Consider the following 12,682-nt stretch of genomic DNA (forward strand, 5'->3'; position numbering starts at 1 on the left):
GGAAAGGCAGGGCTGGAGGAAGAGAAGGGGAACCAGCCCTGGCCCGCTGCAAATCACAGCGGGCAGACGTACTGTAACGGTTTCCGGCGCGCAGACGAGGCCTGCTGGCTACCCCTGCGGGCCGGCTTGCGCCATTTCTGCGCGGGTTACACCAATTTTCAGGCCTCTGCGATCGGCGTTCCGCTTCCCACCAGCCGCAGCAGATCAGCGGTGGCCGCGCGCCAGTCAGCCGCCTGCGTGATGGCGCTGACAACCGCCACGCTGCCGACACCGGTCGCCAGCACCTCAGGCACGCGCGCCAGTGAAATGCCGCCGATAGCGACCGCAGGGATACCCTGCAGATGCGGCAGGTGTTGCTGCAGCCGGACCACTCCCTGCGGCGCAGACGGCATCTGCTTGGTTTGCGTGGGGAAGATGTGCCCCAGTGCAATATAGGAGGGGCGCAGTGCCACCGCGCGCTCCCGCTCTGCGTCATCATGCGTTGAGATGCCCAGCCGCAGGCCCGCCTGCTGAATCGCCTGCAGATCCGCCACCTCCAGATCCTCCTGACCCAGGTGTACGCCGTATGCCTGATGCGCAATAGCCAGCCGCCAGTAATCATTAATGAACAGCCGTGCGTGATAGTGCCGGCCCAGCGCAATCGCTTCACGCACCGCGTCTTCTGCGTCCCGATCCGGCAGATCTTTGATGCGCAGCTGGATCGTGCGTACTCCAGCGGCCAGCAGGCGTTCGATCCAGCTGACGCTGTCAACCACCGGATAGAGTCCCAGCTGCGGGGCAGTCGCAGCAAACGCGGTTGTCATGCTTTCTCCTTACCGGTCGCATCAGCAGGATGATAGAGCTCGCCTCCGCGGCGGCGGAATGTTTCAGACATCTCTGCCATTCCCACTTCAGCCACTTCAACCGGCTGTGCCTCAGCCTGCTGGCGCGCCGCAAACTCCCGCACTTCCTGGGTAATTTTCATTGAGCAGAACTTCGGCCCGCACATAGAACAGAAGTGCGCAACTTTGCCCGATTCCTGCGGCAGCGTCTCATCGTGGTAGGCGCGGGCGGTATGCGGATCCAGCGCGAGGTTAAACTGATCTTCCCAGCGGAATTCAAAGCGCGCTTTGGACATAGCGTTATCGCGGATCTGCGCCCCAGGATGCCCTTTGGCCAGATCGGCGGCATGCGCGGCGATCTTATAGGTGATAAGCCCCTGCTTGACATCCTCTTTATTGGGCAGCCCGAGGTGCTCTTTCGGCGTTACATAGCAGAGCATGGCGCAGCCAAACCAGCCAATCATCGCCGCGCCAATACCGGAGGTAAAGTGGTCATAGCCCGGTGCGATATCGGTGGTCAGCGGGCCAAGCGTATAAAAGGGCGCTTCATGGCAATGGTCGAGCTGCTCGGTCATGTTGCGCCGGATCATCTGCATCGGAATATGGCCCGGTCCTTCAATCATCACCTGCACGTCATACTCCCAGGCGATTTTGGTCAGCTCACCTAAGGTTCTGAGTTCTGCAAACTGCGCCTCATCGTTGGCATCCTGAATCGATCCCGGGCGCAGGCCATCGCCCAGCGAGAGGGCCACGTCATAAGCGGCGCAGATTTCACAGATATCGCGGAAATGCTGATAGAGAAAACTCTCCTGGTGATGTGACAGGCACCATTTCGCCATGATTGAGCCGCCGCGCGACACGATACCGGTCAGGCGTCTGGCCGTCATCGGCACATAGCGCAGCAGCACGCCGGCGTGAATAGTGAAGTAGTCGACGCCCTGCTCCGCCTGCTCCAGCAGGGTATCGCGGAAAATTTCCCAGTTAAGGTTTTCAGCGATGCCATTCACCTTCTCCAGCGCCTGATAGATCGGCACGGTGCCGATGGGAACCGGGCTGTTGCGCAGGATCCACTCGCGCGTTTCATGAATGTAGCGGCCGGTGGAGAGGTCCATTACGGTATCGGCACCCCAGCGCGTGGACCACACCAGCTTTTCAACCTCCTCTTCAATCGAGGAGCTGACCGCAGAGTTGCCGATATTGGCGTTGATCTTCACCAGAAAATTACGGCCAATAATCATCGGTTCCGATTCGGGGTGGTTGATATTTGAAGGAATAATGGCGCGCCCGCTGGCGACTTCATCGCGCACAAATTCTGCGGTGATATTCGCCGGCAGGTGCGCACCAAAGGCTTCGCCCGGATGCTGCTGCAGCAGAACTTCGCTGCGAATCCGTTCGCGCCCCATATTTTCACGTATCGCGATAAACTCCATCTCCGGCGTCACGATGCCCTGACGGGCGTAGTGCAGCTGCGTGACGCAGCGGCCAGGCTTTGCCCGGCGCGGAGAAGGCAGCGATTCAAAGCGCAGATGGTCCAGTCCCTCATCGGCCAGACGCTGCTGGGTATAAGCGGAACTGCGCTGCATAACCGGTTCACTGTCATCACGCTCGTCTATCCACGCGGCGCGCAGCTTTGCCAGTCCCTGATGTACATCGATAGTGGCCTGCGGATCGCCATAGGCGCCAGCGGTGTCATAGACCGGAACCGGCTCATTGATTTCGTACTGTGGCTCCGCTTTGGTGCCGCCGGTATGGGTGGGGCTGAGCTGGATTTCACGCATCGGCACGCGAATATCGGCGCGGCTGCCGCTGATCCAGATACGCTGTGAGCTGGGAAAGGCGGTGCCCTGCAGCGAGTTGATAAAATCCTGCGCTTGCGCGCGCTGTTCACGACGAGAAGGTTTAGCAGCAGACATAGCAAAATTCCTGAAGTCAGTGGAAGTTGCTTGTCCGGAGTCCGGAAGGAGTAACAGCGCCTGCAGACAGGTAAAGTCCAATCGCGCGCTGATAATAGCTACTCTTGTTCCCTTCGCAGGTACTAACCTGATCAGGTTCCGCGGATCCCGAATTAACGGTCTCAGCCCCGAAGGGCACTCCGACAAGGTGTTTCTGTTCAAAACAATAAAAGCCCACTCAGCATAAGTGGGCTTTTACGGAATAACAAGGATTTTACAACTGCAGCAGGATCAGGCCGGACGCGCGATGGTACTGTCGTTTGCTACCGGCGGAGAAACCAGCTGGTTATCCCACGCCATCTGAATCAGCTTATCTTCCAGCGAGAAGCGCGAAGCCAGCGTTTCGCCTACTTCAGAGAGTGCCTGCTGGAATTCAACGCAGTTTTCATCCGTAATTGCCTGCTGCAAATGGGTGTCATACAGCTGCATGATGCGATCGGTATTGCTTTCAAGCGCCGGATAGAGATGCGCAGCAGCAACCAGCGGACTGTCACCCTGCAGATCTTTGATAATGCGCTCATACATGCTGAAGTGGCCGGTTGAGAGATAGTCCACCAGCGTATGGCAGAAATCATCCAGTGCCTGCTCGTTCAGCACCGCCAGCGCCTCTTTATTCGGCTTGATGCCAATTAATTCATAGTAAGTGACAAGCAGATGTCGACGCGCACGTAACCATGCATCGACTAATTCATTACCGCCACCGACACGCCTGGTCAGGTTATCTAACTGGGTAAGCATATGAGGCTCCCGGTGAGTTATAGTTGTTCATTACACTTAACATCAGACTTTCAGCGTGCCGTGCGACGCTAAGGACAACGAATAAGATGCAACGTGAGATCTCAAGCGTAGACGCTGGCTGGTGGATTGTCAGCTCTGAACAGAAACTTTGGTTGCCGCAGGGTGAGCTGCCGCACGGCTTAGCGGCAGATTTTGGTCTGGCAGGCCAGCACGGCATACTTATCGGTGAATGGCTGGGCGAAAACGTCTGGCTGATCCAGGCGTCGCGCCCGGAAAACATGGGCTCGGTGCGACAGGTTATCGATCAGGATACCGGACTGTTTCAGCTTGCCGGCCGGGGGGTGCAGCTGGCTGAATTCTACCGTTCCCACCGCTGGTGCGGCTACTGCGGCCATGAAATGCGCATCAGCCCGCGTGAGTTTGCCTGCCTCTGTACCCACTGCCGCGAACGTTACTATCCGCAGATTGCGCCCTGCATCATTGTGGCGATTCGCCGCGGCGACGAGATCCTGCTGGCCAATCACGCCCGCCATCGCAACAGCATCTATACGGTACTGGCCGGCTTTGTTGAAGTAGGCGAAACGCTGGAGCAGGCGGTGGCGCGTGAGGTCATGGAGGAGAGTAACGTACGGGTAAAAAACGTACGCTATGTGACCTCGCAGCCGTGGCCCTTTCCCCATTCGCTGATGACGGCATTTATGGCGGAGTATGAGGATGGTGAGCTGCAGCACGATGGAAAAGAGCTGCTCGATGCGGGCTGGTATCGCTTTGATGCGCTGCCCCAGCTGCCGCCGCCAGGCACCGTGGCCCGGCGCCTGATTGAGGACACCGTGGCGCTGTGTCGCGCCAGCGTGGCATGAAAATGCTACACTGACGCCCTTAGCATGAGAGAGCCCATTATGAGTGAACTGAAGAACGACCGTTATCTGCGCGCCCTGCTGCGCCAGCCTGTAGATGTTACCCCGGTCTGGATGATGCGTCAGGCCGGACGCTATTTACCGGAGTACAAAGCCACGCGCGCTGAAGCCGGTGATTTTATGTCGCTGTGTAAAAATGCTGAGCTGGCGTGTGAAGTGACGCTGCAGCCGCTGCGCCGCTATCCGCTGGATGCAGCGATCCTCTTCAGCGATATTTTGACCATCCCGGATGCGATGGGGCTGGGACTCTATTTTGAAACCGGCGAAGGTCCGCGCTTCTCCCGTCCGATTACCTGTCGTGCGGATGTTGATAACCTGCCGGTGCCCGATCCGGAGCAGGAACTGGGTTATGTGATGAATGCGGTACGAACCATCCGCCGCAATCTCAGGGGAGCCGTCCCGCTGATTGGTTTTTCCGGCAGCCCGTGGACGCTGGCCACCTATATGGTTGAGGGCGGCAGCAGCAAGGCATTTACCAAAATCAAAAAGATGATGTATGCCGAACCGCAGACGCTGCACACGCTGCTGGACAAGCTGGCGGACAGCGTGATCCTCTACCTCAATGCGCAGATCAACGCGGGTGCGCAGTCGGTCATGATCTTCGATACCTGGGGTGGTGTGCTGACCGGACGCGACTACCGCGATTTTTCGCTGAACTACATGCATAAAATTGTGGAAGGCCTGGTGCGTGAGAGCGAAGGCCGGCGCGTCCCGGTCACGCTCTTTACCAAAGGCGGCGGACAGTGGCTGGAGGCGATGGCTGCTACCGGCTGTGATGCGCTGGGGCTGGACTGGACCATGGATATGGCCGAGGCGCGTCGCCGCGTGGGTCATCAGGTTGCACTGCAGGGTAACATGGACCCGTCTATGCTTTATGCGCCGCCTGCCCGTATTGAAGAGGAGGTGGCCAGCATTCTTGCCGGGTTTGGCGAGGGTGAAGGACACGTGTTTAATCTCGGACACGGTATCCATCAGGATGTGCCGCCGGAACATGCAGGTGTGTTCGTTGAGGCGGTGCATCGTCTTTCGCGACAATATCATCAGGAATAAGCATGGATTTAGCCGCATTACGTCAGGAACAGCTGGCGCTGGCTGCTAACGTGGTGCGGCAGGACGATTTTGACGTTCTGCCGCCGCGCTTTATCGGCGGCGCTGATGTCGGATTTGAGCAGGGGGGTGAGGTGACGCGCGCCGCGATCGTCATTCTGGAATACCCCTCACTTACGCTGGTGGAGCATCGCATTGCGCGCATTCCTACCACTATGCCCTATATTCCGGGCTTTCTCTCGTTTCGGGAGATGCCTGCGCTGCAGGCGGCCTGGCAGCAGCTGACGCAGCAGCCCGACCTGCTGTTTGTGGACGGGCACGGCATCTCGCACCCCCGGCGCCTCGGCGTGGCGGCGCATTTTGGCTCAATCGTGGATATTCCCACTATCGGCGTAGCCAAAAAGCGGCTGTGTGGACGCTTTGCCGATCTGGACGCCGCACCCGGTAGCCGGCAGCCGCTGATGGATAAAGGTGAGCAGCTTGCCTGGGTGTGGCGCAGCAAAGCGCGCTGTAACCCGCTGTTTATCTCTACCGGACACCGTGTCAGCCTGGACAGCGCGCTGCACTGGGTTGAAGCCTGCATGGGCGGCTACCGTTTGCCGGAGCCTACGCGCTGGGCAGATGCGGTCGCCTCAGGGCGTCCGGCCTTTGTGAAGTGGCAAAATGCGCGCTGACGCTGTTTGTCCGCGCCTTTTGCGGTACACTGCCGCCAGCTAACCTATTGAGAGTAAGTTTGATGTTACAGAACCCCGTGCATTTGCGTCTGGCGAAGCTGGAAAGCTGGCAGCATATGACCTTCATGGCCTGTTTATGCGAGCGGATGTTCCCTAATTACTGGGCCTTCTGCGAACAGACCGGATTTGCCGATCCTCAGCTCTATCGCCGCATTCTTGATCTGGTATGGGAAAGCCTGACGGTGAAAGATGCCAAAATCAATTTCGACAGCCAGCTGGAGAAACTGGAAGAGGCGATCCCGGCTGGTGACGATTTTGATGTTTACGGTGTTCATCCGGCCATCGATGCCTGCGTAGCGCTGAGCGAAGTGCTGCACGCGATGCTGAGCGGTGAAACGCTGGAGCATGCGATTGAAGTAAGCCGCACCTCCATCACCACCGTGGCTATCCTGGAAATGACGCAGGCCGGACGCGAAATGAGCGACGAAGAACTGCGTGAAAACCAGGCGGTCATTGATGAATGGGACATGCAGTGGGAGATTTTTCGCCTGCTGGCTGAGTGCGAAGAGCGCGACCTTGAGCTGATTAAAGGACTGCGTTCTGACCTGCGCGAAGCCGGAATCAGTAACATCGGTATAAATTTTCAGCAGTAAGGCGAGAAAACGTGATTCCAGGCCTGAATTAGCGCGCCTGGAGGCTTCACATCAGCCCCCTGTCTGGTCTACATTTGGGGGGCTGAAAATTGTGGCTATCGGTGCGTGCAGGCTGAAGAGTGCCAGAATATGGCTTTTCCCTCGCACTCGTTGCTTAGCAAGCGATAAATACACTTTAAGGATAACTTATGAACAAGACTCAACTGATTGATGTGATCGCAGAAAAAGCGGACCTGTCTAAAACCCAGGCTAAAGCTGCGCTGGAATCTACCCTGGCTGCGATCACTGAGTCTCTGAAAGAAGGTGATGCTGTACAACTGGTTGGTTTTGGTACTTTTAAAGTGAACCACCGCGCTGAGCGTACCGGTCGTAACCCACAGACTGGCAAAGAGATCAAAATCGCTGCAGCAAACGTACCAGCTTTCGTTTCTGGTAAAGCACTGAAAGACGCAGTTAAGTAAGTTTTCCGCCTTGCGGTTTAGCTTTAGAAGAGGGGCGATTTCGCCCCTTTTTGTTACCGGAGCCTGCTATGTCGAATACGCTTTTTCGGCGCATCCGTATCCTGCTCTGTGCTGTCCTGCTTTCCGGCTGCAGCGCCACGCCTGATCTTCCGGCATTTACCGCCAGCGGCTACCTGGCCGACCGCGGCGCGGTTCGTATCTGGCGCAAAAACAGCGACCACGATCTGATCCACCTGCGTACCGTTTATAACCCTTTCAGCACGCCCGTGCGCGAAACAACAGACTATATCTGGCAACACGAGACGCTGCTGAGCGTGGAACGCCATCTTACCGGCGAGCAGCCCGATGACGTCACGCTGCGTTTTGATCATCAGGGTAACCTGAATTTTATGCAACGACAGCTGGCAGGACGGCGCGAAGCGCTGAGTGATGATGCCGTCGCGCTCTATCGCTTTGACGCACAGCGTATGCTGGCCCAGAGCAATGCGCTGCTGAGCGGCCGGGTATTACTGAAGCAGGGACACTGGCTGGGCGGCAATCGGGTACGCGACTGTGCGGGTAACCCGCAAAATGTCGCGTTCGACAGTGACACGCTGAGTCGCCTGACGCAGCAGCAGCAGGAGTCTCAGCCGCTGATGGTGTCATGGCTTGAAGCGCCGGAGGGGATTCAGATATTGCGTGTTACCGCAGAGGATGAGTGCAGCTGGCAGCCGACAGAGAGCGATCTGAGCGGCTAGAGAAAACGGGGCACAGCAGGGTGCCCCGTGGATATCAGCGATTGATGGCGCGATAGCCGATGTCGCGACGGCAGAAGCAGCCGTCCCAGGAGATAGTCTCTGCCAGCGCATAGGCGTTGCGCTGCGCGATGGCGACATCTTCACCCAGTGCGGTCACGCACAGCACGCGTCCGCCGCTGGTGACAACCCGATCGTCCTGCAGCGTGGTGCCGGCATGGAACACTTTACCTTCCGGCACGGCTTCAAGCGGCAGACCGTGGATCTGATCGCCGGTACGGTAGCTGCCCGGATAGCCGCCTGCAGCCAGCACGACACCCAGTGCAGGGCGCGGATCCCACTCTGAGCTCTGCGTATCCAGGGTGCCATCGATCGCTGCCAGGCAGAGAGCCACCAGATCGGAGTTCAGCCGCAGCATAATGGGCTGGGTCTCCGGATCGCCAAAGCGGCAGTTAAATTCAATGACCTTTGGCTGACCCGCTTTGTCGATCATCAGTCCGGCATACAGGAAACCGGTATAGGTATTACCTTCCGCTTTCATACCGTTCACGGTTGGCCAGATGATCTGGTCCATCACGCGCTGGTGGATCTCATCAGTCACCACCGGAGCCGGTGAATAGGCTCCCATGCCGCCGGTGTTAGGTCCGGTGTCGCCATCGCCAGCGCGTTTATGATCCTGGCTGGTAGCCATCGGCAGCACGTGGTCGCCATCCACCATGACAATAAAGCTGGCTTCTTCACCGTCAAGAAACTCTTCAATCACGATACGATGGCCGGCATCGCCAAACGCATTACCCGCCAGCATATCCTGAACTGCCGCTTCCGCTTCGGCCAGCGTCATCGCGACAATGACGCCTTTACCTGCAGCCAGGCCATCGGCTTTGATAACAATGGGTGCGCCTTTCTGACGCAGGTAAGCCAGCGCTGGCTCTGTCTCGGTAAAGTTCTGGTACTCAGCGGTCGGGATCTGCTGGCGCGCCAGAAAATCCTTGGTGAACGCTTTTGAGCCTTCCAGCTGTGCGGCCGCCTGCGTCGGACCAAAGATCTTCAGCCCGGCGGCGCGGAAGGCATCAACCACGCCAATCACCAGCGGTGCTTCCGGACCGACAATCGTCAGATCGATCTGCTCCTGCTGTGCAAACGCGAGCAGGGCAGGGATATCGGTCGCGCTGATAGCCACATTCTGCAGGGCCGGCTCCAGCGCGGTGCCTGCGTTACCCGGTGCAACAAACACGGTTTCAGCCAGCGGTGACTGTGACGCTTTCCACGCCAGCGCGTGCTCGCGTCCGCCATTACCAATTACTAAAATTTTCATCATTACTGCTCCAGCTGTTAATGGCGGAAATGGCGCATATCGGTAAAGATCATCGCGATGCCGTGTTCATCTGCAGCAGCAATCACCTCTTCATCGCGGATAGAACCACCGGGCTGAATGACACAGCTGACGCCGGCAGCGGCAGCAGCATCGATACCATCGCGGAACGGGAAGAAAGCGTCAGACGCCATCGCTGAGCCTGTGACCTCCAGCCCCTCATCGCTCGCCTTAATACCGGCAATTTTGGCCGAATAAACGCGGCTCATCTGACCGGCACCTATACCGATAGTCATGTTATCGCGGGCGTAAACAATGGCATTGGATTTAACAAACTTGGCGACTTTCCAGCAGAACAGCGCGTCACGCAGCTCCTGCTCAGTGGGCTGGCGCTGCGTGACCACGCGAAGCTGGTCGGCAGTGATCATGCCCAGGTCGCGATCCTGTACCAGCAGACCGCCGTTGACCCGTTTAAAGTCCAGGCTGGCAACCGGCTGCTGCCACTGACCGCAGATCAGCACGCGCACGTTCTGTTTGGCTGCTGTGACCTGTAGCGCCGCGTCACTGGCAGAGGGTGCAATAATTACTTCAACAAACTGACGGCTGATAATCGCCTGTGCAGTCGCCTCATCCAGCTCGCGGTTAAACGCGATAATGCCGCCAAAAGCTGAGGTCGGGTCAGTCTTATAGGCGCGTTCATAGGCTTCAAGGATCGATGCGCCCGCCGCTACGCCACATGGGTTAGCGTGTTTGACGATGACACAGGCAGGTTCATCAAACGCTTTTACGCACTCCAGTGCGGCATCGGTATCTGCAATATTGTTATAGGAGAGCGCCTTACCCTGCAGCTGCTGCGCCGTGGCTACCGAGGCTTCCGCGATCTCTTCTTCTATATAGAAGGCGGCATCCTGATGGCTGTTCTCGCCATAGCGCATATCCTGCTTCTTAATGAAGTTGAGGTTAAGCGTGCGCGGGAAGCGACCGGCGGGCGCCTGCGTTTCGCCATGATAGGCAGGCACCAGCGTGCCGAAGTAGTTTGCGATCATGCTGTCATAGGCAGCGGTATGTTCAAACGCTTTGATGGCCAGATTGAAGCGCGTCTCCAGCGTCAGCGCATTCTCACTGGCATCCATCTCTGCAATGATGCTGGTGTAGTCGCTGCTCTTAACCACAATCGCCACATCTTTATGATTCTTTGCCGCTGAGCGCACCATGGTTGGCCCGCCGATATCGATATTTTCGACCGCATCTTCCAGCGAGCAGTCAGGCTTCGCTACGGTCTGCGCAAAGGGATAGAGGTTGACCACCACCATATCAATCGGGTTGATAGCGTGCTCTGCCATAATCGCGTCGTCGGTACCGCGACGACCAAGGATGCCGCCATGTACTTTAGGATGCAGAGTTTTAACGCGTCCATCCATCATTTCCGGGAAACCGGTGTAGTCAGACACTTCAATGACGGGCAGGCCTGCATCTGCCAGCAAACGTGCAGTGCCACCTGTGGAGAGCAGCTCGACGCCCCGTTGTGAGAGAGCATGAGCAAATTCGAGGATACCGGCTTTATCAGAGACACTGAGCAGAGCGCGGCGTACAGGACGACGTTGTTGCATGGTGGTTTTATCCCTTGGCTTTGTTTCGCATAAATAAGAGCGTTACATCAGGCCGAAAGCGCACTTCTATAAAGAAGATAACGCGTTTGCCTCATGTAACGCCCCAAAAGGGGCATCCGTGACGTCGCCGGGCATTGTAGCGAAAACGTTTGCGCGATGCTCGCTTAAATTTATCTGGCTGCTGTTTTGTGGATAACGTTGTGTGTAACAGGGTATAAAGCCCCCTTTTGCTGGGGAATGCAGCGAACAGTTATTTTTCGTGAATTTAACGCTTGTCAGCCCGGAAGAACTCCCTATAATGCGCCTCCATCGACACGGCACACCGGCTTACGGAAAACGGCGTTGACAGGAAGATTCGGTAAGAACTTCCGCCGGAGAAAAACGCTGAAAAAAGTGGTTGACTCCGGAAGAGGAAAGCGTAATATACGCCACCTCGCAGCAGACGCTTAAGGCGCTGACTGCACCGCTCTTTAACAATTTATCAGACAATCTGTGTGGGCACTCGCAGGATTGATATCAGCGTCTCCGGACGTAAAAAATATCAAGTCTTTGCTGAGTGAACACGTAATTCATTACGAAGTTTAATTCACAGAGCACCGCTGCACTCGTTGCAGCAAATCAAACTTTAAATTGAAGAGTTTGATCATGGCTCAGATTGAACGCTGGCGGCAGGCCTAACACATGCAAGTCGGACGGTAGCACAGGGGAGCTTGCTCTCCGGGTGACGAGTGGCGGACGGGTGAGTAATGTCTGGGAAACTGCCCGGTGGAGGGGGATAACTACTGGAAACGGTAGCTAATACCGCATAACGTCTTCGGACCAAAGTGGGGGATCTTCGGACCTCACGCCACCGGATGTGCCCAGATGGGATTAGCTGGTAGGTGAGGTAACGGCTCACCTAGGCGACGATCCCTAGCTGGTCTGAGAGGATGACCAGCCACACTGGAACTGAGACACGGTCCAGACTCCTACGGGAGGCAGCAGTGGGGAATATTGCACAATGGGCGCAAGCCTGATGCAGCCATGCCGCGTGTATGAAGAAGGCCTTCGGGTTGTAAAGTACTTTCAGCGGGGAGGAAGGCGGTGAGGTTAATAACCTCGCCGATTGACGTTACCCGCAGAAGAAGCACCGGCTAACTCCGTGCCAGCAGCCGCGGTAATACGGAGGGTGCAAGCGTTAATCGGAATTACTGGGCGTAAAGCGCACGCAGGCGGTCTGTTAAGTCAGATGTGAAATCCCCGGGCTTAACCTGGGAACTGCATTTGAAACTGGCAGGCTTGAGTCTCGTAGAGGGGGGTAGAATTCCAGGTGTAGCGGTGAAATGCGTAGAGATCTGGAGGAATACCGGTGGCGAAGGCGGCCCCCTGGACGAAGACTGACGCTCAGGTGCGAAAGCGTGGGGAGCAAACAGGATTAGATACCCTGGTAGTCCACGCCGTAAACGATGTCGACTTGGAGGCTGTTCCCCTGAGGAGTGGCTTCCGGAGCTAACGCGTTAAGTCGACCGCCTGGGGAGTACGGCCGCAAGGTTAAAACTCAAATGAATTGACGGGGGCCCGCACAAGCGGTGGAGCATGTGGTTTAATTCGATGCAACGCGAAGAACCTTACCTGGCCTTGACATCCAGAGAACTTAGCAGAGATGCTTCGGTGCCTTCGGGAACTCTGAGACAGGTGCTGCATGGCTGTCGTCAGCTCGTGTTGTGAAATGTTGGGTTAAGTCCCGCAACGAGCGCAACCCTTATCCTTTGTTGCCAGCGGGT

Annotated in this window: 11 protein-coding genes, 1 rRNA gene and 1 riboswitch; of the genes, 7 read left to right on the forward strand and 5 right to left on the reverse strand. The window is 57.0% G+C overall.

Annotated features, from left to right (window positions below):
• Nucleotides 1–158: 158 nt before the first annotated feature.
• From thiE to rsd, 3 genes are all read right to left on the reverse strand, one after another.
• Nucleotides 159–803, reverse strand: coding sequence for a thiamine phosphate synthase (thiE, locus tag AC2CF9_RS17610; protein ID WP_145340019.1), 645 nt, complete (start codon nucleotides 801–803; stop codon nucleotides 159–161).
• Nucleotides 800–2,734, reverse strand: coding sequence for a phosphomethylpyrimidine synthase ThiC (thiC, locus tag AC2CF9_RS17615; RefSeq protein WP_484557570.1), 1,935 nt, complete (start codon nucleotides 2,732–2,734; stop codon nucleotides 800–802). Before thiC ends, thiE begins: the two co-directional genes overlap by 4 nt.
• A 91-nt stretch (nucleotides 2,735–2,825) precedes the next feature.
• Nucleotides 2,826–2,926: riboswitch (TPP riboswitch) on the reverse strand.
• A gap of 78 nt (nucleotides 2,927–3,004) precedes the next feature.
• Nucleotides 3,005–3,511: a sigma D regulator gene (rsd, locus tag AC2CF9_RS17620; RefSeq protein WP_150018758.1), complete on the reverse strand. Its 507-nt coding sequence runs from the start codon at nucleotides 3,509–3,511 to the stop codon at nucleotides 3,005–3,007.
• A gap of 86 nt (nucleotides 3,512–3,597) precedes the next feature.
• Here rsd and nudC point away from each other — a divergent pair, with 86 nt between their 5' ends.
• From nudC to AC2CF9_RS17650, 6 genes are all read left to right on the forward strand, one after another.
• Nucleotides 3,598–4,371 carry an NAD(+) diphosphatase gene (gene nudC / locus AC2CF9_RS17625; RefSeq protein WP_039381843.1) on the forward strand — a complete coding sequence of 258 codons (774 nt, stop codon included), beginning with the start codon at nucleotides 3,598–3,600 and terminating at the stop codon, nucleotides 4,369–4,371.
• A gap of 39 nt (nucleotides 4,372–4,410) precedes the next feature.
• Complete coding sequence (hemE, locus tag AC2CF9_RS17630; protein ID WP_484557571.1) at nucleotides 4,411–5,478, forward strand: uroporphyrinogen decarboxylase; 1,068 nt, start codon at nucleotides 4,411–4,413, stop codon at nucleotides 5,476–5,478.
• A 2-nt stretch (nucleotides 5,479–5,480) separates the two neighbouring features.
• Nucleotides 5,481–6,149, forward strand: a complete 669-nt coding sequence (gene nfi / locus AC2CF9_RS17635) for a deoxyribonuclease V (protein WP_150018756.1) — start codon at nucleotides 5,481–5,483, stop codon at nucleotides 6,147–6,149.
• A 62-nt stretch (nucleotides 6,150–6,211) separates the two neighbouring features.
• On the forward strand, nucleotides 6,212–6,802 hold the full coding sequence (locus AC2CF9_RS17640) for a YjaG family protein (protein ID WP_039381849.1): 591 nt from the start codon (nucleotides 6,212–6,214) through the stop codon (nucleotides 6,800–6,802).
• A 188-nt stretch (nucleotides 6,803–6,990) separates the two neighbouring features.
• Nucleotides 6,991–7,263 carry a nucleoid-associated protein HU-alpha gene (gene hupA, locus AC2CF9_RS17645; protein ID WP_006121511.1) on the forward strand — a complete coding sequence of 91 codons (273 nt, stop codon included), beginning with the start codon at nucleotides 6,991–6,993 and terminating at the stop codon, nucleotides 7,261–7,263.
• A 68-nt stretch (nucleotides 7,264–7,331) separates the two neighbouring features.
• Entirely contained in the window at nucleotides 7,332–8,000 is a 669-nt protein-coding gene (locus tag AC2CF9_RS17650) for a DUF1481 domain-containing protein (protein ID WP_484557572.1), read from the forward strand.
• A 34-nt stretch (nucleotides 8,001–8,034) separates the two neighbouring features.
• Here AC2CF9_RS17650 and purD read toward each other — a convergent pair whose 3' ends face one another.
• Nucleotides 8,035–9,312 (reverse strand): phosphoribosylamine--glycine ligase, encoded by a 1,278-nt coding sequence (gene purD / locus AC2CF9_RS17655; protein WP_484557574.1) that lies wholly within the window; start codon nucleotides 9,310–9,312, stop codon nucleotides 8,035–8,037.
• 17 nt (nucleotides 9,313–9,329) lie between these two features.
• The gene (gene purH, locus AC2CF9_RS17660; protein WP_484557573.1) at nucleotides 9,330–10,919 is read right to left on the reverse strand and encodes a bifunctional phosphoribosylaminoimidazolecarboxamide formyltransferase/IMP cyclohydrolase; all 1,590 of its coding nucleotides are present in this window, start codon (nucleotides 10,917–10,919) and stop codon (nucleotides 9,330–9,332) included.
• 627 nt (nucleotides 10,920–11,546) lie between these two features.
• Here purH and AC2CF9_RS17665 point away from each other — a divergent pair.
• A 16S ribosomal RNA gene (locus AC2CF9_RS17665) occupies nucleotides 11,547–12,682 on the forward strand; the annotation flags it as partial.

The sequence above is a fragment of the Pantoea sp. SYBGC1 genome (genome assembly GCF_057197005.1).

What these genes read in the sequence shown, in the direction of transcription:
- nfi (WP_150018756.1), top strand. Translation starts at nt 5,481, where the DNA reads ATGGATTTAGCCGCATTACGTCAGGAACAGCTGGCGCTGGCTGCTAAC.
- AC2CF9_RS17650 (WP_484557572.1), top strand. Translation starts at nt 7,332, where the DNA reads ATGTCGAATACGCTTTTTCGGCGCATCCGTATCCTGCTCTGTGCTGTC.
- hemE (WP_484557571.1), top strand. Translation starts at nt 4,411, where the DNA reads ATGAGTGAACTGAAGAACGACCGTTATCTGCGCGCCCTGCTGCGCCAG.
- thiE (WP_145340019.1), bottom strand. Translation starts at nt 803, where the DNA reads ATGACAACCGCGTTTGCTGCGACTGCCCCGCAGCTGGGACTCTATCCG.
- nudC (WP_039381843.1), top strand. Translation starts at nt 3,598, where the DNA reads ATGCAACGTGAGATCTCAAGCGTAGACGCTGGCTGGTGGATTGTCAGC.
- purD (WP_484557574.1), bottom strand. Translation starts at nt 9,312, where the DNA reads ATGAAAATTTTAGTAATTGGTAATGGCGGACGCGAGCACGCGCTGGCG.
- rsd (WP_150018758.1), bottom strand. Translation starts at nt 3,511, where the DNA reads ATGCTTACCCAGTTAGATAACCTGACCAGGCGTGTCGGTGGCGGTAAT.
- thiC (WP_484557570.1), bottom strand. Translation starts at nt 2,734, where the DNA reads ATGTCTGCTGCTAAACCTTCTCGTCGTGAACAGCGCGCGCAAGCGCAG.
- hupA (WP_006121511.1), top strand. Translation starts at nt 6,991, where the DNA reads ATGAACAAGACTCAACTGATTGATGTGATCGCAGAAAAAGCGGACCTG.
- purH (WP_484557573.1), bottom strand. Translation starts at nt 10,919, where the DNA reads ATGCAACAACGTCGTCCTGTACGCCGCGCTCTGCTCAGTGTCTCTGAT.
- AC2CF9_RS17640 (WP_039381849.1), top strand. Translation starts at nt 6,212, where the DNA reads ATGTTACAGAACCCCGTGCATTTGCGTCTGGCGAAGCTGGAAAGCTGG.